Source organism: Arthrobacter sp. B055-34, from assembly GCF_059090425.1.
This window is the reverse complement of the sequence record NZ_JBNHFQ010000005.1, coordinates 176,752-200,658: the sequence shown is the minus strand read 5'-3', so window position 1 is coordinate 200,658 and position 23,907 is coordinate 176,752. Positions and strand designations below refer to the sequence as shown.

The following is a 23,907-nucleotide window of genomic DNA, read 5'->3' as shown; positions in this document are numbered from 1 at the left end:
ACATGGCAAAACTGACAAAAGCACAACGTGAATGGCGTCCGGATATGCCGAAGAAGCGGCGTTCCATCAAGGTCATGTTCGCCTCGACGGTGCTCCTGCTGGAGGCCTTCGTCGTGTTCTTCGGGACCCTCGTGGCTTTCGGGCTGCACAAGGACCGCTTCCCGCAGCCGGTGATTCTCAGCGTCGGCATTGCGCTGGCCCTGGTGCTGGTCCTTTGCTGCGCGCTGGTCCGCAAGCCGGCCGGAATAGCCCTGGGCTGGATCCTGCAGCTGCTGATCATCGCCACGGGGTTCGTCGAGCCGATGATGTTTGTCGTCGGCGTGTTGTTCGCGCTGACATGGTGGTACGGCGTCAGGACGGGCATGCGGCTGGACCGGGAGAATGCCCAGCGCGACGCCGAACAAGCCGAATGGGAACGAACCCACCCGGAAGAGAGGCCGCAGCCGGGGCCGGAGGCAGCAGAAGGCTAGCCCCGGTGGCGTCGCATAGGATTGAACGGGCTCTCGAGCCAGAACTGAAGCGATTTGAGGAGAAGAAAACGTGAGCGTTGAACGCACTCTTGTACTGGTCAAGCCGGACGGTGTGACCCGCGGGCTGACCGGAACCATCCTGGCCCGGGTGGAAGCCAAGGGATACAAGCTGGTCGAGCTGAAACTGGTCAACGCAACCCGTGAACTGCTGGAGCAGCACTACGCCGAGCACGTCGGCAAGCCGTTCTACGAGCCGCTGGTGGAGTTCATGCTCAGCGGGCCGGTTGCGGCAGCTGTCTTCGAAGGGCAGCGCGTGATCGAGGGCTTCCGTTCGATGGCCGGATCCACGGAACCGACGGCGGCGGCACCGGGGACTATCCGGGGCGATCTCGGCCGTGACTGGGGCCTGAAGGTCCAGCAGAACCTCGTCCACGGCTCGGATTCGCCTGAATCCGCAGAGCGCGAGATCGGTATCTGGTTCAGCTGAACCTCCCGCAGCCGGTCTCCGGCCGCAACGGCAAAGGCCGCGTACATCCTCGCCGGATGTGCGCGGCCTTTGCGGTACGGGGGTTATCAGCACGTCACTGCGGCTTGCCTCAGCCGCCAAGGAACACGTTCATAAAGCGGATGAAAACGCTCGCCGCAGTGGCTACCCAGAGGATGATCGTCAGGGTCCACGCCCAGTCGCTGGCGAAGGCGACCACGCCAGCCGGCGCCTTGATCACCCCATGCACCAGGTTGCGTACGGTCACCATGACGAACATCGGGATCATCATGGCCCAAACCACTATGCAGTAGATGCACAGGATAAAGATGTCGAACAGTGCCTGGCTCCACAGCCAGACCACGAAGATGAATCCCAGGGTCACGCCGACCTGCAGACCGATCCAGTACCACCGGCGGAGCCGGGCGCCGGCGAGCATTGCCATCGCCGTCGTGATCGGAATGGCAAAGGCCACGATCCCGATGAACGGATTCGGAAACCCGAAGATCGCTGCCTGCCAGGTCTTGAAGACTTCGCCGCAGGACACCCACGGATTGACGTCGCAGCTGGTGATGTAGTTCGGGTCTACGTAGACAGCCAGCCGCTCCAGGACAAGGATGGCCGAGGCGATCCAACCGACGACGCCGGTGGCGAGCAGGAGCCAAGCGAAGGGTTTGTGCCGCGAATGTACCGCCACGGCGTTGTCCGGACGATGTCCGGCCGGGACGGTTTCTGCGCCGCTTTCGGCGTCGGCCGCATGGTGGTTCACCGGACTCCTCTTCCATCAGGGAATGTCTGGGACGATTCTAACCGCTGCAGAAGCGCCAAATGATAACGAAAACCGGGCCCATATGAGAGAATGGCTCTTGGCTGGTAATGGAACCACATGCCACTACCGGTCCAGCGACAGGCTTCCAGGTTTGTCGGCGATGCTTCCGGTATCGGAGCCCATCATCCGGATGGGCCCTGCGGAATCCGCCAGATGACCCTACCGATGAAGAGAAATATGCGGTAGTAGGAAAAGCGCCGCTGGTCCCTGAGTGTACCGCGCCCCACAGATGGCGCGAGCTCGGGAGATACGACAAGGACTTCCGGTGACGGGTGGCCACGTGGCCCGAAGGATAACCGGCTACTTTCCTTGGCGGTGCCGGAATGTGGCCGGTGCCTCCAGGGGCTGGAGTGCAGTAATAAATGGATAATGAACAGGTAAACCCGGCAACATCCGATCAGTCGGATACTCCCGGAGCGGCGGGCGCAGACAGCGCCGCCGCAATCGCAACACCAGAAGCAACCGAACCCACGGCCAAGGCTCCGGTCAAGCGAGCTACCCGCGCCCGACGCAAGCCCGCGGCGGAAACAGCGGAAGTTGCGTCGACAGCAGGGACGGAGAGTACCGCCGTCGCCGCCACCGCGGCTACGGATGCCACAACGGAGCCCGCGGAAGCAGCCGCCGGCCAGGCCGCCGGGGAAGAAGCAATTGCACCGGCGAAGACCCGTGTGCGCCGGACCCGCAAGACGGCACCGGTCGACGAAGGTTCAGCAGCGGGCGTCGCAGTTCCGCCCATGCCGACAGTGCCCCCCGCAATGGCCGCTGCCGATACAGCTCCGGCAGCAGAGCCGGCCGAGGACGCCGCCGAGGCGAAGGCGCCACGCAAGCGCAGGAAGGCGCAGCCCCGGACCGGAACTCCTGAGGTCACCGCGGACAGCGCAACCGGCACCCCCGCGCAGGAAGCCGCCATTGAAACGGCATCGGATGCCAGCGCCGACACCGGTGTAGAGTCCGCAGCCGGCGCCGAATCCGGGACTGTATCGGCGCCTAGCGAAGCAGATTCCTCGGAAACCGCCGAGCCCGCCACGCGTACCCGTACCCGTGCGCGCCGGACGGCGGCTCCGAAAGCTCCGCAGGAGAGCCCGGCCGCGGCCGAACCGGAGGCGTCCCCCACGGATTCGTCCACCACAGCTCCGTCTGCCGCAGAGCCGGTTTCCGGCCAGGCTGCCGAGAACGCGCCGGCGTCAGAGGAACAGGCGGAAGAGGCCAACGAGCCAGCAGTGCTGAGCCCCTTCGCCGTCCCCGAATCGCCCGTACAGGTCCTCTTCCATGCGCCGGACCTGACCGCTGTCCGCCCTGTCCGTCCGGCCGCCGCCGAGGAAGAGGCTGACGAGGATGAAGAAAGCGGCCGCCGCCGTAGCCGCCGGAACCGCCGCAGCAAGGGCCGGAACCGTGCCGACGCGGCCGAAACCGGCACCGAGACCGAGACAGAGACCCAGGGCGAAGACATTGAAGAAGCCCCGGCGGAGTCCGGTGACGGCGTAACTGCCCGCCGTCGTCGTCGTCGGCGCCGCGGCGACCAAGACCTCGAACTCACCGGCGGGCAGGACGATGATCCGCCCAACACAGTGACCCGTGTACGCGCTCCGCGTCCGGTCAGCGAGACCCCGCCGAGCGACCGTGTCTCCTCGGTGAAGGGCTCCACCCGTCTCGAGGCCAAGAAGCAGCGCCGTCGTGAATCGCGCGAAACCGGCCGGCGGCGCCAGGTCATCACCGAGGCAGAGTTCCTTGCCCGGCGCGAATCCGTGGACCGCCAGATGATTGTCCGCCAGCGCGATGACAGGATCCAGATCGGCGTCCTCGAAGACGGCGTGCTGGCCGAGCATTTCGTGTCCAAGACGCAGCAGGACTCCCTGATCGGCAACGTCTACGTCGGCAAGGTCCAGAACGTGCTGCCCAGCATGGAAGCCGCATTCGTTGACATCGGGCGCGGCCGCAATGCCGTGCTGTACGCCGGTGAGGTCAACTGGGAAGCCGCGCATCTGGAGGGCCAGCCCCGCCGGATCGAGAACGCACTGAAGTCCGGCGATTCGGTGCTCGTCCAGGTCACCAAGGACCCGGTAGGCCACAAGGGCGCACGCCTGACCAGCCAGATCTCGCTGCCCGGACGTTTCCTCGTCTACGTGCCCGGCGGATCCATGACCGGTATCTCCCGGAAGCTGCCTGACGTGGAGCGCAACCGGCTCAAGAAGATCCTGAAGGAACACGTTCCCGAGGGCGCCGGCGTCATTGTCCGCACCGCGGCCGAAGGCGCCAGCGAAGAAGAGTTGATGAACGACATCAACCGGCTTCGTGCGCAGTGGGAAGGGATCGAACGTAAGTCGACCTCCAATAAGACCCTGCCGCCTGAACTGCTCTATGCCGAGCCTGACCTGACCATCAAGGTGGTCCGCGACGTCTTCAACGAGGACTTCTCGAAGCTCATCGTGTCCGGTGAAGAGGCCTGGGACACCATCGAGGCCTACGTGACCTATGTGGCACCAGACCTCGTGGACCGGCTGGAGAAGTGGACCGGCGCAGAGGACATTTTCGCGGCCAACAGGATCGACGAGCAGATCCACAAGGCCCTCGAACGCAAGGTCTTCCTGCCCTCGGGCGGCTCGCTGGTCATCGACCGCACCGAAGCCATGACCGTGGTTGACGTCAACACCGGCAAGTTCACCGGCTCCGGCGGCAACCTCGAAGAGACCGTCACCAAGAACAATCTGGAAGCGGCCGAAGAGGTAGTCCGGCAGCTGCGCCTGCGCGACATCGGCGGCATCATCGTCATCGACTTCATCGACATGGTGCTCGAGGCCAACCGCGATCTGGTGTTGCGCCGCCTGGTGGAATGCCTGGGCCGCGACCGGACCAAGCACCAGGTAGCCGAAGTGACGTCCCTGGGCCTGGTCCAGATGACCCGCAAGCGGATGGGTACCGGGCTGCTGGAGGTCTTCGGCGAGAACTGCGAGCATTGCGGCGGCCGCGGCGTCGTCACCCATGACGAACCGCTGGAGCACCGCCGTGCCGCAGTTGCTGCCGAGCATCATCAGCACCTTGTCCGCGCCGAAAAGCCGGGGCGGCCGGAGAAGCCGTCCCGAAGCGAAAAGCGCCGGAGCAAGAGCCAGAACAACCAGGGCAGCGCGCCCTCCGCTCCTGACGCGGTTGTGGAACCGGAGCATGAGGACGACGCCGAGCGGCAAGCCAAGGCGCAGGCGGCCCGTGCCGCACTGGCGTCCATCGCCGCGGCGACCCACGCAGCCCATGAGGCGGAGGAACACGAGGCTGCGCTCAAGTCAGAATCGGCTGCGCGCAAGGCAGAACCGGACGCCGCCCCCGAGGCTCCGGTCCTGACCATCAACGGCGAAAAGGTTGTGCTGCCCCGTGCCGAGCACAGCCTGTTGGCGGCCAGTGAGGAGCCGGCCCTGACGCTTGCGAGCCTGACGGATGCCTTCAACAAGGTAAGTCCGGAGATCGTCACGAGACCAGAGCCGGGACCGGAGGCAAAGCCTGAGGCGAAACCTGAGGCGACGGCGCCGCCGGAGCGCCGCGGCCGCCGTCGTCGTGCCGCGAGCAGTCCCCAGGGAGCCGCGAATCAGGCACCCATTGAGCAGCGGGACGGCGTGGAGCAGTCCGCGAAGGCTGCCCCGGCGGTTCAGCCGGTCTCCGGAGCGGGCGGCGCCGATGCGTCGGCGGACCGTGAAGAAGCGGCGGCTAAGCCGGAGGCTGAGAAGAAGACTCCGGTGCAGCCGGTGATTCTGGGAGTCGGAGTTCCTGCGTCGGAACTCTGATCCAGCACTGAGCAATTCCTGCTAATGCATCAGGGGCGGTCCTTTCATGTCGAAAGGACCGCCCCTGATGCATTAGGCTGGCAGCAGTGACACGGGGTGCCGGCGACTAGCCGGCTGAGATTTGAGACCCGTTGAACCTGAACCAGTTAGGACTGGCGGAGGGATGTCGCTGCAGTCTTCGGGCCGCTGGCTGGCCAGCATGGAAGTCTGCCGTGCGTGTTCCGCCCTGAGCAGCAACGGAGCAGCCATGACCATTCGAACCACACCCAGAGTGCTGAGCATTGCAGGAACCGATCCGACCGGCGGCGCCGGGATCCAGGCAGACCTGAAGAGCATCGCGGCGAACGGCGGCTACGGGATGGCCGCGGTGACCGCACTGGTAGCCCAGAACACCCAGGGTGTCCGCTCCGTCCATACACCGCCGCCGTCATTCCTCGCCGAGCAGCTGGCCGCGGTCAGCGACGATGTCTGCATCGACGCGGTGAAGATCGGCATGCTTGGTGACAGCGAGGTGATTGGAACGGTAGGCCGCTGGCTCGCTGAGGTGAGCCCCGCCGTCGTTGTTCTGGACCCGGTGATGGTGGCCACCAGCGGAGACCGACTGCTGGCAGCGGAAGCGGAGCAAGCGCTGCGCGGGTTGCTCAACCAGGCCCACCTCGTGACGCCGAACCTGCCGGAGCTGGCGGTGCTGCTCGGTGCCGAGACGGCCGCCGACTGGCAGGAGGCGCTGGCGCAGGGGCGGGAGCTCTCGCGCAGGCATGGCGTCATGGTTCTGGTCAAGGGTGGACACCTGCCCGCGGAGGACTGCCCCGATGCGCTGGTGGACGTGAACGGGCGGCTGGCGGGCGAGGTGGTTGAATTCCGCACCGGTCGGGTGCGGACGAAAAACACGCACGGGACCGGCTGCTCGCTCTCGGCGGCGATGGCCACGGTGCAGGCCCGGACGGGGGACTGGACGGAGTCGCTCAAGGAGGTGAAGGAATGGCTGTTCGGCGCGCTGGTGCGCGCGGACGAGCTGGAGGTCGGGAAGGGCAGCGGGCCCATCCACCATTTCCATCAGCACACGCCACGTCCGGCGGACCGGTTCAGCACGGCAGCCTGGGAACGCACCGCAGACATCCGGGCGGAAATCATGGAACTGGATTTTGTGCGGTCGCTCGCGGTAGGAACCCTCAGCGAATCGCAGTTCGGTTACTACCTGGCCCAGGACGCGCGCTACCTTAATGGCTACTCGCGGGCACTGGCCCGTGCCAGCGCGCTGGCGCCCACCGAGCAGGAACAGCTGTTCTGGGCCAAGGGCGCACACAACTGCCTTGAAGTCGAGGCGCAGCTGCACCGCGAATGGCTCGCCGGGCGCAACATAGCGCCGGCACAAGGACCGGTCACCAAGGCCTACGTGGACCATCTGCTTGCCGTCAGCGCTGCGGGGAGCTACGCCGAGCTGGTGGCCGCCGTGGTGCCGTGCTACTGGCTGTATGCACACGTCGGCAGCGAACTGTACGGCCGGTACAAGTCCGCCGGAGCCTCCGGCCACCCCTACGGCGCGTGGATCGAGACCTATGCGGACGACGATTTCGCGGAAGCCACCCGGCAGGCCGTGGCAATCATGGACGCGGCTGCCCAGCAGATGCCGGAGCAGGAGCGCGAACGGATGATGGCCGCCTTCGAGCATTCGGCCCGCTACGAGCTCCACTTTTTCGATGCACCAAGGCTCTATGCTTGAGCCACTGCCGGTGTGGGCGAGCTAACAGTGCAGTTCCGCGGCACGCCGCCCGGGCGCCATTTGCAGGAAATAGCGGAAATAGCGTAATCTTGATCTTCGGTGCGAACGCCTTCGAAGGGTAAATCCCGTAGGCGTCACTGCACAGTGCTGGCAGGCATCCTTTTACCGCCTGTATTCAAAGCGCATAACTGTATTAAACGTCGAGAGAAGTGAGTTCCCAAGTGGTGTACGCGATTGTCCGCGCAGGCGGCCGCCAAGAAAAGGTTTCCGTCGGAGACCTCGTAACCCTTGACCGCGTCCCCGGTGGAGCCGGTAGCGCCTTCGAGCTGCCCGCGCTGCTCCTGGTCGATGGCGACAAGGTTACCTCTGCAGCTGATGAACTGGCCAAGGTCAAGGTCACTGCAGAGATCATTGAGAATCTTCGCGGGCCGAAGATTGTCATCCAGAAGTTCAAGAACAAGACCGGCTACAAGAAGCGCCAGGGTCACCGTTCAGAACTGACCAAGGTCAAGGTCACCTCCATCGCGTAACTGCGGTCGGCAGGCTTCCAGCAGTTTCCATAGACAAAAAAGGTAGGCATAGCAAATGGCACATAAGAAAGGTGCGAGCTCTACTCGCAACGGTCGCGATTCCAACGCTCAGTTCTTGGGCGTAAAGCGCTTCGGCGGCCAGGTTGTTTCCGCTGGTGAGATCATCGTCCGCCAGCGCGGCACCCACTTCCACCCGGGCGCCAACGTCGGCCGTGGCGGGGACGACACCCTGTTCGCCCTCGAGGCCGGTGCGGTTGAGTTTGGTACTCGCCGCGGACGCCGCGTTGTGAACATCGTTGCTGCAGCAGCTGCGGAGTAATTTTCGGCAGTAAATCAGCTTTCCAGTGAGGCGGGCCGCGGGTCCGCCTCACTGGTGTTTAACCAGACTAGAATCACTGATGGGCACATCCGGTGTGAACCGGGATCACCTGAAGTAAAAGGAGATAAACGTGGCAACTTTCGTTGACCGGGTTGTATTGCATGTATCCGGTGGAACCGGGGGCCACGGCTGTGTTTCCGTCAAGCGTGAAAAGTTCAAGCCGCTGGGCGGTCCGGACGGCGGTAACGGTGGCAACGGCGGCGACGTCATCCTGCGGGTCGACTCGCAGACCACCACCCTGCTGTCCTACCACCACGCACCGCACCGGCACGCCAGCAACGGCGACTTCGGCAAGGGCGATCTGCGCCATGGCAGCAACGGCGAAACGCTGATCCTGCCTGTCCCGGACGGCACCGTGGTCAAGACCAAGGACGGCGAAGTGCTGGCCGACCTCATCGGCGAAGGCGCCGAGTATGTGGCGGCGGCCGGTGGCCAGGGCGGGCTGGGCAATGCCTCGCTGTCCTCGCAGAAGCGCAAGGCTCCCGGCTTTGCCCTGCTAGGGGTCCCCGGCGACGAGCGGGACATCGTCCTGGAGCTGAAGACTGTAGCGGATATCGCGCTGGTGGGCTTCCCCTCGGCCGGTAAGTCGAGCCTGATTGCGGCCCTGAGCGCCGCCCGGCCGAAGATCGCCGACTATCCCTTCACCACCTTGGTGCCCAACCTGGGCGTAGTCCAGGCCGGCGAGGTGCGATTCACCGTCGCCGATGTGCCCGGACTGATACCCGGTGCCAGCGAAGGCAAGGGCTTGGGCCACGAATTCCTGCGCCACGTGGAGCGGTGCGCCGCCCTGGTGCATGTTCTCGACTGCGCCAGCCTGGAAGCCGACCGCGATCCGATCTCCGATCTGGAGACTATCGAGGCGGAACTGGCTGCCTACGCCGTCGACCTCAGCTACGCCGGCGCCGACGGCGCCGTCGTGCCCTTGAACGAGCGGCCCCGGCTGGTGGCGCTGAACAAGGTGGATGTGCCCGACGGCAAGGACATGGCGGAATTCGTCCGGCCTGAACTGGAGAAGCGCGGCTACAAAGTCTTCGAAATCTCTGCGGTCAGCCACGAGGGACTGCGCCAACTGAGCTTTGCCATGGCGGATATCGTTGCCGCGGCACGCCAGGAGGCGGCAGCCGCGCCGGCGCCGGTCAAGGTTGTTCTGCGGCCCAGGGCCGTCAACGAGGCCGGGTTCATCATCCGCAAGGAAGAAAAGAACCTCGAGCCGCTGTACCGGGTGCTTGGCGAAAAGCCGGAGCGCTGGGTCAAGCAGACCGACTTCAACAACGACGAGGCCGTGGGCTACCTCTCGGACCGCCTGGCCAAACTGGGTGTCGAGGACAAACTCTTCAAAGCCGGCGCCGTGCCGGGATCCACCGTGGTCATCGGCGAAGACGACGCCGTTGTCTTCGATTGGGAGCCGACCATGATGGGCGGCGCCGAGCTTCTGGCCGGTGCACCGCGCGGGACCGATATCCGGCTGGACGACTTCAGCGGCCGTCCCACGCGCAGCCAGAAGCGTCAAGAACAGCAGGAGCGCAAGGATGCCAGGGCCGCGGCACGCGCGGAGCTGGAAGCCGAGCGCAAGGCTGGCATCTGGACCGAATCAGTCAATTACAAGCACCACGCCGGAAGCGGGGCATCGGAAGAAGACGATGAAAGCTAGCGCTCAACCGGCGGACCGTACACTGCTGCGGACCGCCGGCAGGGTAGTAGTTAAGGTCGGCTCATCGTCGCTGACATCCGTGGCCGGGGGAATCTCCGAGGACGCGTTGCTGTCCCTGGTGGACGTGCTGGCCGCGCGCCGGAACACCGGCACGGAGCTGATCCTGGTTTCCTCAGGTGCCATCGCGGCCGGACTGGCTCCGCTGGGTCTGGGGCGACGTCCCCGTGACCTGGCAACCCAGCAAGCGGCTGCCAGCGTGGGCCAAGGGTTGTTGATGGCCCGCTATACCCAGGCCTTCGGCGCGCACGGCGTGGCCGTCAGCCAGGTGCTGCTGACCGCCGAAGACCTGATGCGCCGCCAGCACTATGCGAACGCCTACCGGGCGCTGAACCGGTTGCTGCACCTGGGCGTCGTTCCGGTGGTTAACGAGAACGACACCGTGGCCACGCATGAAATCCGGTTCGGCGACAATGACCGCTTGGCGGCGCTGGTGGCCCACCTGGTCAAGGCCGATGCGCTGGTCCTGCTTTCCGACGTCGATGCCCTCTATGACGGGCCGCCGAAGGCAGGGGCCAAGCGGATCGCGCACGTTTCCGGGCCCGCCGACCTGGACGGGGTCAGCATCGGCCGCACAGGCACGGCCGGCGTGGGCACCGGGGGAATGGTGACCAAGGTCGAGGCCGCCGCCATGGCTACGGAGTCCGGCATTCCCGCGCTGGTAACGGCAACGGCCAATGCCGCCGCGGCACTGGCGGGCGAGGACGTGGGCACGTGGTTCAGCACCAACGGTACGCGCCGCCCGGTGCGGCTGCTCTGGCTGGCGCACCTGGCCTCCATCCAGGGCCGCCTGACAATCGACGACGGCGCCGTGCAGGCCGTGCGCGAACGCCACCGCTCGCTGCTGCCGGCTGGCATCACGTCGGTTAAGGGCACCTTCGAACCGGGAGACCCGGTGGAAGTGGCCGACTCGGCCGGGCATATCGTCGCCCGCGGACTTGTGAACTTCTCCTCCTACGAGCTGCCCCGGATGCTGGGCCGCTCCACCAAAGAGTTGGGGGCGAGTCTCGGGCGCCAGTATGAGCGCGAGGTCATCCACGTGGACGACCTCGTGGTCCTGTAGGACCGCAGGCTACGTAACGCGAAAACGGTCAAGGACTATAACGGCTAAAATCGGACTATGACCCAGACAGCTGACTCCCAGATCCCGGCCGTTACCGAGCAGTCCGCTGCAGAGCAGCCGAATGTCACTGCCGCCGTCCATAGTATTGCCGAACGCTCGCGCGCGGCTTCGCGGCGGATGGCCCGTGCCAACCGGGCGTGGAAGGACCGGGCGCTGGTAGAGATCGCCGAGCAGCTGGTGGCCAAGCGCGACATTGTGCTGCATGCGAACCGGCTGGACGTCGAGAAAGGCCGGAATAACGGCACGAGCAAAGCGATGCTGGACCGCCTGAAGCTGGATCCTGCCCGGATCGACTCGCTCGCGTCGGCACTGCACAGCCTGGCCGGCCTGCCGGATCCCGTCGGTACCGTGATGCGCGGACAGACGCTGCCCAATGGCCTGCGGCTGCGGCAGGTCCATGTACCCATGGGCGTGGTTGCCGCCATCTACGAAGCCCGTCCCAACGTCACCGTGGACATCGCCGGCCTGGCGCTGAAGAGTGGCAACGCCGTCATCCTGCGGGGCGGTAGCGCGGCAGCCGAGACGAACGTTGCTTTGCTGGGCATCATCCGGGATTCGCTGGACAGGGTAGGCCTGCCGGCGGATGCGGTGCTGAGTGTTGACGAGTACGGCCGCGAGGGTGCGAAAGCCCTGATGGAGGCCCGCGGCAAGGTGGATGTGCTCATTCCGCGCGGCGGCCGCGAGCTGATCCAGACCGTGCTCAATACGGCCAAGGTGCCCGTGATCGAAACCGGTGAAGGCAACGTGCACATCTACGTGGATGAATCCGCGGACACCGAAATGGCGGTGGAGATCCTGCTTAACGCCAAGACGCAGCGTCCGTCGGTGTGCAATACCGTAGAAACTTTGCTCCTGCATTCGGGCGCTGGCGCGGGGGTGGACGTGCTCCGCTCGCTCGCGGGGGCCGGAGTCCGGCTCCACGTGGATGACCGCATAGCCGCGATCGTGCCGGACGGAATCCGGGTCGAGCGGGCAACGGATGAAGACTGGGGCCGTGAATACATGGATATGGACCTCGCCGTCGCCATGGTGGACTCGATGGACGATGCGCTCGATCACATCCGCAGGTGGACCACCGGGCACACCGAGGCCATCATTACCAATGATCTTGGTAACGCCGACCGTTTCGTAGCAGAGATTGATTCCGCTGCGGTGATCGTCAACGCCTCCACCCGGTTTACCGACGGCGGCGAGCTGGGCCTGGGCGCCGAGGTCGGCATCTCCACGCAGAAGATGCATGCCCGTGGCCCCATGGGCCTGCGGGAACTGACCACCACGAAGTGGATCGTGCAGGGCGAAGGCCAGATCCGGGACTAAGCACACCCCGCGGCCACCAGCCCGAACCTGCCGCTCCGACGCGCGCCGGTGGGTGTTCCGCCGCGCGAACGCGTACCATTAGACAGAACTGAACTTCCGCCTGCCCAGGCGGTCCATCCATTCCCAAGGGAGAAAATATGCTGACTCAGGTATTCGGCGCCGCGCTGGTGGCCAGCGAGGCCCACGTTGAACTTCCGGTGTCGCCGCTCGTCATCGGCGGCGGAATCTTCGTGGTCTTCCTGATCATGATGTTCTCCACCGTCGCCTTTACCAGTGTCGGCCACCGCCACTCCGCCGTCGAGGAGCATGCGGACCCGCACCGCCAGCACCCGAACAAGCACGATCACGGCCAAGCCCAGCGCTAAAGTGCCTATGGCTTCCCCCTCAACTGGAATAGCGGCCACGCTGCCTGGCACCAGAGCCTCTGGCCGCAAATTCCGGCTCGGGGTCATGGGCGGCACGTTCGATCCGATCCACCACGGACACTTGGTCGCGGCCAGCGAGGTGGCGGCGGTTTTCGATCTGGACGAAGTAGTCTTTGTCCCCACGGGTCATCCTTGGCAGAAATCGTCCCGGTCTGTTTCACCCGCGGAGCATCGGTATCTGATGACAGTGATTGCCACCGCTTCGAACCCGCGATTTACGGTAAGCAGGGTGGACATCGACCGTCCCGGATTGACGTACACGATCGATACGCTGCGTGATTTGCGGGCCGCCCGTCCGGAAGCCGAGCTGTACTTCATCACCGGTGCGGACGCGCTGGCCCAGATCATGTCGTGGAAAGACATCGACGAATTGTGGTCGCTGGCGCACTTCGTCGGAGTCACGCGTCCTGGCCACGAGCTGCATGATCTGGGCCGCAAGGACGTCAGCCTGCTCGAAGTCCCGGCCATGGCCATCTCGTCGACCGACTGTCGGGACCGGGTGGCCGAAGACCAACCCGTCTGGTACCTCGTTCCGGACGGCGTAGTACAGTACATTGCCAAATACGGTCTCTACCGGGCACTGGAACCGGCTGATCGGTTCCCTGCAACAAACTAGCCGTATACCTCCACATTCTGGGTGAAAAGTTATCAATGAGTAAGGAATCGCAGACGCCGCGCAGCCGGAGAGAAGCCCGGCTGCAGCGTGGGCCCGGCGGGACTCCGGACGGCGGTGGTACGCCGGCGGGAACTGCGGGCAGTACGACCCCGCCGTTGGGCCCGTCCGAAGGCACCGAGCGGTCTTCCCAAGCCCGCGCCCGGGATCGTGAAGCACACCGTGCTTACCGTGCCCTGACTGAGGCGATTCCCGTTGTTCCTGCCGCGCAGGCGCAACCTACCCGGCGCCAACTGAGGCGGCAGCAACTGGAACGGGAACAGGGCGTGCAGACCGAGGGGTCGTCCCGCCCGCCGGTAGCCGCCCCCACGAACCGGCCCGCCAAGCCTGCCTCGGCAGCAGCGGGGGAGGCGCCGGCAAAGGACCGTCCCGTTCAAGCACCGCAGGCCGATGCGCAGTACCGGCCCAACCGCCCCCCCATCGAGGGCGGACGCCGGGAGCGCCGCCGCCGGAGCACTGGCGCAGCCGCCGGTGCAGCGGAGCCCCAGACAACTGATGAAGCGGCGCTGCCGGACGCTGCCGCTGAAGCCGTCGACGCCGGAAAATTGACGGTGGAGCAGGCTCTGGTGGCCAGGGAACTGCTGATGGGCCAGGCCAAGAACCTCGCCTCCATGATGGAGGCGCGCAAGGACCAGGATCCCAGGACCGTGGATCTGGATATCCTTGCCCAGCAGAAGGCCCTGGCCGAGCGTGCGGCGGTGCTGAACCGCCGGGCCGCGGACAAACAGCGGTTGAGCCAGGAGAACCAGCAGCGGCGGCAGACCGCCGGGCCGGGTGATATCGCCTCGGCTCCGATGGAATTCGTGCGTCTGCCTGGCAGCGATAAACATGTTCTGCGTCCGTCCCCGACGTCCAACGTTCCGCTGGTGAGCAATGCGCCGGAGCGGGCCGCGGACTCTCGGACAGGCGTTCCGATGCGGCCAGTTGCACCGGCCCAGCCGCTGGCCCCGAAGCGGGCGGATGGACCCCAGCGGAAGCCCGAACCCGCAGAAAGACCCGCGCCGGCGGACAAGCCATCCCCGGCAGGAAAGCCCGTGGGCAACAGCGGCCCTGTCCCGAACAGTTCTGCCAAGTCCAAGTCCTTGCCAGCGACACCGGGACAAAAACCGTCAACGTCCGGCTCTCGACCAGCGGAACCGGGCACGAGGCCGGCCGCACCGGCAGCGCCAGCCAGGTCCAGGCTGCTGGCCCAGGCCGAAGCCGTCGCCGATGGGCGCGGCAGGAAAGTGGAACCGCTCAGTGCCAGGAGCGCTCATGGCCTGGACCCACTGGACGCACGGACCGCTGGCCAGGCCAACAGCGCCAGGATTGCTGTCATCGCGGCTCTGGTGCTCGGCGGAGCAGCCTTTATCACCGGACTGATTATGATGATCGTCGGTCTCAGCAATTAGTTCCACTAGTACCTAACCAAAAAGGAGCCCTATGGCAGCCTCAGAAAATTCGATTTCCATTGCGCGGATGGCTGCCAAGGCTGCCTCCGACAAAATCGGCCAGGACATCATCGCCCTCGACGTCAGCGAGCGTCTGGCCATCACTGACGTTTTTGTGATTGCTTCGGCCTCCAACGAGCGCCAGGTCAACGCGATCGTTGACGGCATCGAAGAAGAGTTGCACAAGCATGATTTGAAACCGGTCCGCCGCGAAGGCCGGTCCGAAGGGCGCTGGGTGCTGCTCGACTATGCCACAGTTGTCATCCACGTCCAGCACGAGGAAGACAGGGTATTCTACGCCCTGGAGCGACTGTGGAAGGACTGCCCGCCGATCGACCTGCAGCTCGACGAAGCGCCGGCAACAGCGTCCGACGGCGAGTGATTGAGTAACGCTCGAAGCTTCAGGCTTTGAGCTGAATCCCCGGATACCGTTATCGGTAGTCCGGGGATTTTGCATTTGCACGCCCGTACAGTGGGAAATGCCGCCGTGACTGTGGCCCGGCGAATAACAGCGATGTGATTTAGATCAAACCCAGACCTTGTCGGCGTCGATAACCTCGTAGCTGAGAGCCGAAAGCCGCGGAATGGCGCGGTTTATGCGGGAGTCGGCGCCGAGGCGGCCTCGATTTGGAATCTGATGGATCCTCTGCATAGAATATTCAAGTTGCTGCGGCACGGGGAGGAAACAAACCGGTCAGGGCAACACGGTAGAAACCGGAAACGGGGCTGTGGCGCAGCTGGTAGCGCACCTGCATGGCATGCAGGGGGTCAGGGGTTCGAGTCCCCTCAGCTCCACCGATGAAAAGGGCCGCTCAGATTGAGCGGCTCTTTTCTTTTTCCCGGCAATCACCATCGGGCTTACCGGCCCCTTGTATGCACGTCACATTTCTTTGGGATGACGCTCTGCCCGTCACATATGCCGCGGGCGCCGTCAAGAACGGAAACGTGCCGTCAACATCGGCCGTTTGCTTGTCGGCTCTGCTGCCCGTGCGTAGAGTTCTGGACAAGTTACTTCCGTAACAGGTCAGCGACCCTCTCGATGAGGGTGTGGGTGCCCCGGGTGTGGGTCTGACATTTGGCACAGGAGTCCCCGTTGCGTGCGGCCGCATGCAACGCAGGCCGGCTCCTGAGCTCCTTTCCGAACTAGCACGTGTGCTGGGTTGCCTCCGGCGGTTCTTCCGCCCTGGATTCTCCGCAACCGCGTGTGACCTCACCGTAAGGATACAAATGTCACCGCCAACCCCCACGGTTCCGCACCTCGAGGCGGAAATCACCAACCATCCCGCCCTGTCCTACGAGCTCTTTCCGCCCAGGAATGCGCAGGCAAACGAAGCCCTCTGGCGAACCATCCGCGAACTCGAAAGCACTGCCCCTGACTACGTTTCGGTCACCTACGGTGCCGGAGGCTCCAACCGGGGGACCGCCCTGGAGCTGCTTGAACGACTGCAGAACGAGACCCGGCTGCGGCCGCTGGCCCACCTGACCTGTGTCGGGAGCAGCGGCGTGGAGCTGGCGCACACCATCGAGGCGATCCTCGGCAGGGGAGTGAGGGGTATCTTGGCGCTGCGCGGGGATGCCCCTGCCGGCAGTTCGGGACGTCCCTCGGGAGAACTGCGGTACGCGCAACAACTCGTTGAACTCATCCGGCGGATTGAACGCCAACGGACCGCCCACCTGGCGGCCGGGAAAGTGGCCATCGGTGTGGCTGCCTACTCCAGCCGCCATCCCGAATCGCCCAGCTTCGAGCACGACGTCGAAGTGCTGCTGGCCAAGCAGTCCTCGGGCGCGGACTTCGCAATTACGCAGATCTTCTTCGACGCCAACGATTATTCGTCGCTGTTGCGTCGTGCCCGGCAGGCTGGGGTCCGCATCCCAATCATTCCCGGCATCATGCCGCTGACCAGTGTGCGTCGGCTCGACAGGCTTGCGCAGCTGGCCGGCATCGACGTGGATCTTACCGTCCGCGACCGGCTGGCCAGCGCCCGTGATGACTCGACGCGTCAGCGCATCGGGATCCAGGCCACCGTCGATCTCGCCAACGCCGCTTTGGACGCCGGGGCTCCCGGATTGCATGTCTATACCTTCAACGAGCATGTGTCCGCCCTCCAGCTGCTGGAGAAACTGCAGCTGTCCCGACCGACTGCCCCGGTCCGCCACAAGGTGCTGGCCCGGGTATAAAACCTCACGCACGACGGCGCCCAAAGCGCCACCGCCGCAACCCATCTTCTGCGCTACATCAGAATTAAGGACTTATCCCATGACTGACAATACTTTTCCCGCTGCCACCATCCTTGGCTACCCCAGAATCGGACCCCGCCGGGAGCTGAAGAAGGCTCTGGAGAACTTCTGGTCCGGCGCCAGCACTGCAGCCGAGCTGGAGCAAACCTGCCAGGACCTGCGCCACCGCAGCTACGCGCACCTGACCGAACTCGGTCTGGACGCCCAGGCATCGGCGGTCCCGGCGTCGTTCTCTTACTATGACCAGGTCCTGGACACCGCCGTGACGCTGGGCGCGGTGCCGTCACGCTTCGCCGACCTGTTCGACGGCGAGGGGAACCTGGGACTCGACGCCTACTTCACACTCGCCCGCGGCGACGCCGACCGCGCTCCGCTGGAGATGACCAAGTGGTTCGACACCAACTACCACTACCTGGTCCCCGAACTCGGACCGGAGACGGCATTCCGCCTCGCCAATGAATGGATCGTGGAGAACTTCACGGCGGCACGTCAGGCAGGTTTCACCACCAGGCCGGTGCTCGTGGGGCCGGTCAGCTTCCTGCTGCTGAGCAAAGCGGCGGACGACGCCGGCGCGGGCTTTGAGCCGCTGTCGCGCCTGGCCGACGTGCTGCCGGTCTACGCCGAGGTGCTTCGCGCCCTGGCGGCGGCCGGGGTCGAGTGGGTCCAGCTCGAGGAGCCGGCCCTGGTGGCCGACCACGACTTGTCCGAAGGGGAGCTGGAGGATGCGGTCCGGCTGGCCTACACCGCACTGGCCAAGGAACTTCAGGCCCCGCAGCGGCCGCGGCTGCTGGTGACCTCGTCCTATGGCTCGCTGGGCGGGCAGCTGCCCGTGCTGGCGGCTTCCGGTGTCGATGCCCTACACCTAGACCTGGTCAACGGCGCCGTCCCCGCCGCGGCGGAGCTGGAGACTTTAGGCAGCACCGTGCTGGTCGCAGGCCTGGTGGACGGCCAGAACATCTGGAAGGCAGATCTGGCCGCCGCAGCAGCCAAGCTGGGACGTCTGGAGGAGTCTGTCGACCGGCTCGCCGTCGCGACGTCGACCTCGCTCTTCCATGTGCCGCACGATGCGGAGCAGGAGCAGCAGCTGGACCCGGTCCTGCGCAGCTGGCTCGCCTTCGCGGACCAGAAGGTGGACGAAGTCCGCACGCTGGCTCGCGCGGTAGGCAAGCCGGAAGCGATTGCCGCAGAGGTGGCCGCCGCTGCAGCCATCTTGGAAACCCGCCAGCAGTCTCCGGGCGTCCAGCAAAGCGCAGTGCGCGCCCGGACCGGGGGACTGGTCCCGGCCGACTTCACCCGGGATGAGTTCGAGAGCCGGCGGATCGCGCAGCAGGACGCGCTCCGGCTGCCCGCACTGCCTACGACCACCATTGGATCTTTCCCGCAGACCCGCGACATCCGGCTGGCCCGTGCCCGCGCGCTCAAGGGGGAACTGGCGGCCGGTGCCTACGAGCAGCTCATGAAGGACGAGATCAAGCGCGTTGTCGAACTGCAGGAAGAACTGGGTCTCGACGTGCTGGTCCACGGAGAGCCGGAGCGCAACGACATGGTGCAGTATTTTGCCGAGAATCTGGACGGCTTCGACGTCACGGTGCACGGCTGGGTCCAGTCCTACGGCAGCCGCTGCACCCGCCCCTCCATTCTTTGGGGTGACGTCAGCCGGCCGGCACCCATCACGGTTCCGTGGACGCGGTACGCACAGTCGCTGACGGAGAAGCCGGTGAAGGGAATGCTGACCGGACCGGTGACCATTCTGGCTTGGTCCTTTGTCCGGGACGACCAGCCGCTGGAGGAGACCGCCAACCAGGTGGCGCTGGCATTGCGGGATGAAATTTCGGACCTGCAGGAAGCCGGCACCAAAATCATCCAGGTCGATGAGCCGGCGTTGCGGGAGCTCCTGCCGCTGCGCCGGCGCGAACACGCGGACTACCTGCGCTGGTCTGTCGGCTCCTTCAAACTCGCTACCTCCGGCGTTGCCGCCGCTACGCAGATCCATACGCATCTGTGCTATTCCGAATTCGGCGAGATCATCGACGCCATCGATGCCTTGGATGCGGACGTGACAAGCATCGAGGCGGCCCGCTCCCGGATGGAAGTAGTTCAGGATCTGGAGCAGCACGGCTTTGCCAGGGGAGTGGGACCGGGTATCTACGACATCCACTCGCCGCGAATTCCATCGGCAGACGAGCTTCAGGAGCTGCTGCGTGCCGCCGTCGCACATGTGCCGGTGCGGCAGCTGTGGGTCAACCCGGACTGCGGTCTGAAGACCCGTGCCTACCCGGAGACCAAGGCCTCCCTGGAGAGCCTCGTGGAGGCCGCCCGGACGGTGCGCGCCTCACTGGTGGATAGCCTGGCCGGATAGAACTTTTCAACACACCCAAAACGCGATGTCCCGGCCGGCTGCTGCCGGCCGGGACATCGCGTTTACACCGGCGGCCCGAGCGGGATCAGCGGCGCCGCGGGCTGATGCTCAGGCCGCGGAGAATGTCGGAGAGCTGTTCCATGAACAGGCCGACCTGGGCATTCTGCTTTTCATTGATGAGCAGGGCAAAAATGTTCCGGGCAAGCCGGATTTCCGGCACATCCAGTACCACCACACCGTTGTCCATGTGCTGCATGGCCAGTTCGGGCACCAGGGCCGCGCCGAATCCGGCGGCTGCCATTTCCAGGCTGGCGTTGAAATCGTCGCAATAGGCGACCACCCGCGGGTGGAGGTTGCAGCTGGCGAAGAGCCGTTCGATCACCGTGGCATCGGAGGTGCCGGGGTGATGCATGATCCAGGGCATTTCCGCCAGCTGCGACGCGGAGACCTGGGAGCCGGCCTGCAGCCCCCACGATTCGGGCAGGACCACGCGGAAATTATCGTCGCCAAGCCATTGCCTGTTGATCGAATGCGGCCAGGCCAGTCCACCCTGGCCCACTTGATACACCAGCGCCAGATCGAGTTCGCCGCCGGTCCGTAGGCCCTGGATGGTCTGGGCCGGTTCCGCCACGAAAACTTTCAGATTGATGCCCAGATTGGGCCACTGCGGCAGGCGGAGCAGTCTTGGCAACGCATACGTAGCCAGACTTGGAAAAATCCCCAGCCGGACTTCCTGGGCGGTGGTGTCATGGGTGCGCGAGGTTGCCGCCAGCAGCGCGTCGATGTCGGTCAGGACCTTCGCGGCATGGCGGGCCATGACGAATGCGGTCTCGGTCGGGCGGACGCTGCGGGCGGAACGCTCAAAGAGGGTCACACCGGCCTCCCGCTCCAAAGCGGACATCTGCTGCGATACGGCGGAGGCCGTATAGCCGAGCTGCACGGCCGCGGCAGCGAATGAACCACGCCGGGTCACCTCCAGCAGCGTGCGCAAATGGACCGGGTTGACCATCGGAATTCCTCACGCTCGGCGAATGTTGTATTAATGGCATCTTATGCACCGGCGGGGGCAGGAGAGCTGAACCTGGCAGAGCCGGTGTCGGCGGGAGCAACAATTACAGCGCGAGCAGCATCCATCCAGCACATCTGTGCAACCGGCCACTGGCCATGGTGACGGCCGACGCTATTCGACACGCCCGAAGAATCGGCGACACGAACTATTTGTTCCTGTGGGGATCGTTGTCCACAGCTTGTGGACGGGGGAGTGAAAACTGCGCCAAATCAAGGGCCGGGAGCAGGAATTATCCCCAATGCCTGTGGACTGACGGACGCACAAATGACATACTTGTAATACATCATCTAGGGGTTCGCCCCAGAAGCGTGCACTAGATGTAGTGGATGTAGTAGATTGAAACCGCTGGCAGGGACAGACTCAGGAACACCTGAACTACCAACTTGAATCCCGACAGACAGCGACTAATAGTCACCAAGTTTTAGGGGAGAGGGACCATGACTGTAACGGTTTACACGAAGCCAGCATGCGTGCAGTGCAACGCAACCTACCGAGCTCTGGACAAGAAGGGCATCGCCTACCAGAGCGTTGATCTCTCCCAGGATCCGGCTGCACTGGAGCGCGTCCGTTCGCTCGGCTACATGCAGGCTCCTGTAGTCGTCACCGAGCAGGACCACTGGTCCGGGTTCCGCCCGGACAAGATCGCCGAGCTCGCCCAGTCTGCGGCTACCTCGGTGGCCTGATTTCCAACAAAGTCGGGAGGCAATCTCCATGGCAGCTACGCTGATGGCCGAAGGAGCCACGACGCATGGCTCCGGAGCAGGCCCCGGTTCATCGACCAGTGCGTCACTGGTCTACTTTTCTTCGGCATCGGAAAATACGCACCGATTTGTCACGAAGCTGGGTGTGGAAGCGGCAAGAATCCCGCTGCGCACCCAGGAAGAAACGATTTATGCCCGGAAACCATATGTTCTGATCGTTCCCACCTACGGTGGGGAATCAGGCCGCAATTCGATTCCCAAGCAAGTGCTCAAGTTCCTCCGCAACGAGGGGAACAGGTCGCTGCTCAGGGGCGTGATCGGCGCCGGAAACACGAACTTCGGTACTACCTACTGCCTGGCCGCGGACAAGATCGCGGCCAAATGCGACGTACCGCACCTTTATAGATTTGAGCTCATGGGCACGCCTGACGACGTCGAGCGTGTGAAACAAGGATTGGAAGACTTTTGGAAACGACAGTTGAAGACCCAGCAGTAGCGGATTCGAAGCCGGAGCTGCCCGCGGCGTACAAGGGCCTGGGTTACCACGAGCTCAACGCCATGTTGAATCTGTACGGTCCCGACGGCAAGATCCAGTTCGAGGCGGACCGGGAGGCGGCACACCAGTACTTCCTCCAGCATGTCAACAACAACACCGTCTTCTTCCACGACCTTGAGGAGAAACTGGACTACCTGGTCAAGAACGATTACTACGAGCGTGAAACGCTTGACCAGTACACCATGAACTTCATGCGCGGCCTGTGGGACCGCGCGTACAAGAAGAAGTTCCGCTTCGAAACTTTCCTGGGTGCCTTCAAGTTCTACACTTCCTACACGCTGAAGACTTTCGACGGCAAGCGTTTCCTGGAGCGCTACGAAGACCGCGTCTGCATGGTGGCTCTCCACCTCGCCCGCGGCGACGAGCAGCTGGCCACCCAGATGATGGACGAAATCATCGAGGGCCGTTTCCAGCCGGCCACGCCGACCTTCCTCAACGCAGGCAAGAAGCAGCGCGGTGAACTGGTCTCCTGCTTCCTGCTGCGCATCGAAGACAACATGGAGTCCATCGGCCGCTCCATCAACTCCGCCCTGCAGCTGTCCAAGCGCGGCGGCGGCGTCGCCTTTGCCCTGACCAACATCCGCGAGGTCGGCGCACCGATCAAGCAGATCGAGAACCAGTCCTCCGGCGTCATCCCCGTGATGAAGCTGCTCGAAGACAGCTTCTCCTACGCCAACCAGCTCGGCGCGCGCCAGGGCGCCGGTGCCGTCTACCTGCACGCGCACCACCCGGATATCTACCGGTTCCTGGATACCAAGCGTGAAAACGCGGACGAGAAGATCCGGATCAAGACCCTCTCGCTCGGCGTCGTCATTCCTGACATCACCTTCGAACTCGCCAAGAAGGGCGAGGACATGTACCTCTTCTCCCCGTATGACGTGGAGAAGGTCTACGGCATGCCCTTCTCGGACATCTCGGTGACCGAGAAGTACTACGAGATGGTGGATGACAGCCGGATCAAGAAGACCAAGATCAAGGCGCGCGACTTCTTCCAGACCCTGGCGGAGATCCAGTTCGAGTCCGGTTACCCGTACATCATGTTCGAGGACACGGTGAACCGGGCCAACCCGATCGACGGCAAGATCATCATGTCCAACCTCTGCTCGGAGATCCTGCAGGTTTCGCAGCCGACCACGTACCATGACGACCTGTCCTACGATGAGACCGGCAAGGACATTTCCTGCAACCTGGGCTCGCTGAACATCGCCAAGACCATGGACTCGCCGGACTTCGGCCGGACGATCGAGACGGCCATCCGGACCCTGACCGCGGTGTCGGACATGTCCAACATCGGCTCCGTGCCGTCGATCGCCAAGGGCAATGACCAGTCGCACGCCATCGGACTGGGCCAGATGAACCTGCACGGCTACCTGGCCCGGGAACGGGTCTACTACGGTTCTGAAGAAGGCCTGGACTTCACCAACATCTACTTCTACTCCGTGGTCTACCACGCCATCCGTGCGTCCAACCGGATCGCCATCGAGACCGGCCGGACCTTCGGCGGATTTGAGAAGTCCAAGTACGCCAGCGGCGAGTTCTTCGACAAGTACACGGACCAGGTCTGGGAGCCCCAGACCGAGAAGGTCAAGGCGCTCTTCGACGGCATCCACATTCCCACCCAGGAGGACTGGCGGGAGCTGAAGGCCTCGGTCATGGAGCACGGGATCTACAACCAGAACCTGCAGGCTGTCCCGCCGACAGGCTCGATCTCCTACATCAACAACTCCACGTCCTCGATCCATCCGGTGGCGTCGAAGATCGAGATCCGCAAGGAAGGCAAGATCGGCCGCGTCTACTACCCGGCTCCTTACCTGACCAACGACAACCTGGACTACTACCAGGACGCCTACGAAATCGGCTACGAGAAGATCATCGACACCTACGCCGTTGCAACGCAGCACGTGGACCAGGGCCTGTCCCTGACGCTGTTCTTCAAGGACACCGCCACCACCAGGGACATCAACAAGTCCCAGATCTACGCCTGGCGCAAGGGCATCAAGACCATCTACTACATCCGCCTGCGCCAGCTCGCGCTGGAAGGCACGGAGGTGGAGGGCTGCGTCAGCTGCATGCTGTAGTAGCCCAAAGCAACTGAAAAGTACGACGGCGGGTGCGCGCCCGCC

Annotated in this window: 20 protein-coding genes, 1 tRNA gene and 1 riboswitch; of the genes, 19 read left to right on the top strand and 2 right to left on the bottom strand. The window is 64.3% G+C overall.

Translation table 11 applies throughout. From position 1 onward, the window contains the following. Positions 1-2 precede the first annotated feature (2 nt). The gene (locus AC5RWO_RS11790) at positions 3-470 is read left to right on the top strand and encodes a DUF4233 domain-containing protein (RefSeq protein ID WP_498731551.1); all 468 of its coding nucleotides are present in this window, start codon (positions 3-5) and stop codon (positions 468-470) included. 70 nt (positions 471-540) lie between these two features. Continuing rightward, positions 541-957: a nucleoside-diphosphate kinase gene (gene ndk, locus AC5RWO_RS11785; RefSeq protein WP_498731550.1), complete on the top strand. Its 417-nt coding sequence runs from the start codon at positions 541-543 to the stop codon at positions 955-957. Positions 958-1,066: 109 nt separating this feature from the next. Here ndk and AC5RWO_RS11780 read toward each other — a convergent pair whose 3' ends face one another. Continuing rightward, entirely contained in the window at positions 1,067-1,723 is a 657-nt protein-coding gene (locus tag AC5RWO_RS11780; RefSeq protein ID WP_498731549.1) for a vitamin K epoxide reductase family protein, read from the bottom strand. A gap of 422 nt (positions 1,724-2,145) precedes the next feature. On the opposite strand from AC5RWO_RS11780, the gene AC5RWO_RS11775 reads away from it, so the two are divergent. From AC5RWO_RS11775 to metE, 14 genes are all read left to right on the top strand, one after another. Next, entirely contained in the window at positions 2,146-5,553 is a 3,408-nt protein-coding gene (locus AC5RWO_RS11775) for an Rne/Rng family ribonuclease (RefSeq protein ID WP_498731548.1), read from the top strand. Positions 5,554-5,635: 82 nt separating this feature from the next. Further along, a riboswitch (TPP riboswitch) is annotated at positions 5,636-5,734 on the top strand. Positions 5,735-5,800: 66 nt separating this feature from the next. Further along, positions 5,801-7,276 (top strand): bifunctional hydroxymethylpyrimidine kinase/phosphomethylpyrimidine kinase, encoded by a 1,476-nt coding sequence (thiD, locus tag AC5RWO_RS11770; RefSeq protein WP_498731547.1) that lies wholly within the window; start codon positions 5,801-5,803, stop codon positions 7,274-7,276. Positions 7,277-7,497: 221 nt separating this feature from the next. Continuing rightward, the gene (gene rplU, locus AC5RWO_RS11765; protein ID WP_498731688.1) at positions 7,498-7,806 is read left to right on the top strand and encodes a 50S ribosomal protein L21; all 309 of its coding nucleotides are present in this window, start codon (positions 7,498-7,500) and stop codon (positions 7,804-7,806) included. 55 nt (positions 7,807-7,861) lie between these two features. After that, on the top strand, positions 7,862-8,125 hold the full coding sequence (gene rpmA, locus AC5RWO_RS11760) for a 50S ribosomal protein L27 (RefSeq protein ID WP_169996650.1): 264 nt from the start codon (positions 7,862-7,864) through the stop codon (positions 8,123-8,125). Between the two features lie 130 nt (positions 8,126-8,255). Continuing rightward, a complete protein-coding gene (gene obgE / locus AC5RWO_RS11755; protein ID WP_498731546.1) occupies positions 8,256-9,836 on the top strand; it encodes a GTPase ObgE in 1,581 nt (526 codons plus the stop codon). Beyond that, positions 9,826-10,956 carry a glutamate 5-kinase gene (gene proB, locus AC5RWO_RS11750; protein WP_498731545.1) on the top strand — a complete coding sequence of 377 codons (1,131 nt, stop codon included), beginning with the start codon at positions 9,826-9,828 and terminating at the stop codon, positions 10,954-10,956. Before obgE ends, proB begins: the two co-directional genes overlap by 11 nt. A 57-nt stretch (positions 10,957-11,013) precedes the next feature. Beyond that, positions 11,014-12,333: a glutamate-5-semialdehyde dehydrogenase gene (locus AC5RWO_RS11745; RefSeq protein WP_498731544.1), complete on the top strand. Its 1,320-nt coding sequence runs from the start codon at positions 11,014-11,016 to the stop codon at positions 12,331-12,333. Between the two features lie 137 nt (positions 12,334-12,470). Then, positions 12,471-12,698 carry a hypothetical protein gene (locus tag AC5RWO_RS11740; protein ID WP_498639486.1) on the top strand — a complete coding sequence of 76 codons (228 nt, stop codon included), beginning with the start codon at positions 12,471-12,473 and terminating at the stop codon, positions 12,696-12,698. 7 nt (positions 12,699-12,705) lie between these two features. Continuing rightward, positions 12,706-13,374 carry a nicotinate-nucleotide adenylyltransferase gene (gene nadD, locus AC5RWO_RS11735; protein WP_498731543.1) on the top strand — a complete coding sequence of 223 codons (669 nt, stop codon included), beginning with the start codon at positions 12,706-12,708 and terminating at the stop codon, positions 13,372-13,374. Between the two features lie 35 nt (positions 13,375-13,409). Then, the gene (locus tag AC5RWO_RS11730) at positions 13,410-14,822 is read left to right on the top strand and encodes a hypothetical protein (RefSeq protein ID WP_498731542.1); all 1,413 of its coding nucleotides are present in this window, start codon (positions 13,410-13,412) and stop codon (positions 14,820-14,822) included. Between the two features lie 31 nt (positions 14,823-14,853). Beyond that, positions 14,854-15,243 carry a ribosome silencing factor gene (rsfS, locus tag AC5RWO_RS11725; RefSeq protein WP_498639481.1) on the top strand — a complete coding sequence of 130 codons (390 nt, stop codon included), beginning with the start codon at positions 14,854-14,856 and terminating at the stop codon, positions 15,241-15,243. A 340-nt stretch (positions 15,244-15,583) separates the two neighbouring features. Next, a tRNA-Ala gene (locus tag AC5RWO_RS11720) sits at positions 15,584-15,656 on the top strand. 432 nt (positions 15,657-16,088) lie between these two features. After that, positions 16,089-17,039 (top strand): methylenetetrahydrofolate reductase, encoded by a 951-nt coding sequence (locus AC5RWO_RS11715; protein WP_498731541.1) that lies wholly within the window; start codon positions 16,089-16,091, stop codon positions 17,037-17,039. Between the two features lie 79 nt (positions 17,040-17,118). Continuing rightward, positions 17,119-19,458, top strand: coding sequence for a 5-methyltetrahydropteroyltriglutamate--homocysteine S-methyltransferase (gene metE, locus AC5RWO_RS11710; RefSeq protein ID WP_498731540.1), 2,340 nt, complete (start codon positions 17,119-17,121; stop codon positions 19,456-19,458). Positions 19,459-19,543: 85 nt separating this feature from the next. Here the strand turns inward: metE and AC5RWO_RS11705 are convergent, their stop codons facing one another. Continuing rightward, complete coding sequence (locus AC5RWO_RS11705) at positions 19,544-20,467, bottom strand: LysR family transcriptional regulator (RefSeq protein WP_498731539.1); 924 nt, start codon at positions 20,465-20,467, stop codon at positions 19,544-19,546. 497 nt (positions 20,468-20,964) lie between these two features. Between AC5RWO_RS11705 and nrdH the strand changes: the two genes are divergently transcribed. Genes nrdH through nrdE form a run of 3 tightly spaced genes read left to right on the top strand, consistent with a single transcriptional unit; the run spans position 20,965 to position 23,862 of the window. After that, positions 20,965-21,210 carry a glutaredoxin-like protein NrdH gene (gene nrdH, locus AC5RWO_RS11700; protein WP_074702172.1) on the top strand — a complete coding sequence of 82 codons (246 nt, stop codon included), beginning with the start codon at positions 20,965-20,967 and terminating at the stop codon, positions 21,208-21,210. Positions 21,211-21,238: 28 nt separating this feature from the next. Further along, positions 21,239-21,724, top strand: a complete 486-nt coding sequence (nrdI, locus tag AC5RWO_RS11695; RefSeq protein ID WP_498731538.1) for a class Ib ribonucleoside-diphosphate reductase assembly flavoprotein NrdI — start codon at positions 21,239-21,241, stop codon at positions 21,722-21,724. Between the two features lie 17 nt (positions 21,725-21,741). Further along, positions 21,742-23,862, top strand: coding sequence for a class 1b ribonucleoside-diphosphate reductase subunit alpha (gene nrdE / locus AC5RWO_RS11690; protein ID WP_498731686.1), 2,121 nt, complete (start codon positions 21,742-21,744; stop codon positions 23,860-23,862). Positions 23,863-23,907: the final 45 nt, after the last annotated feature.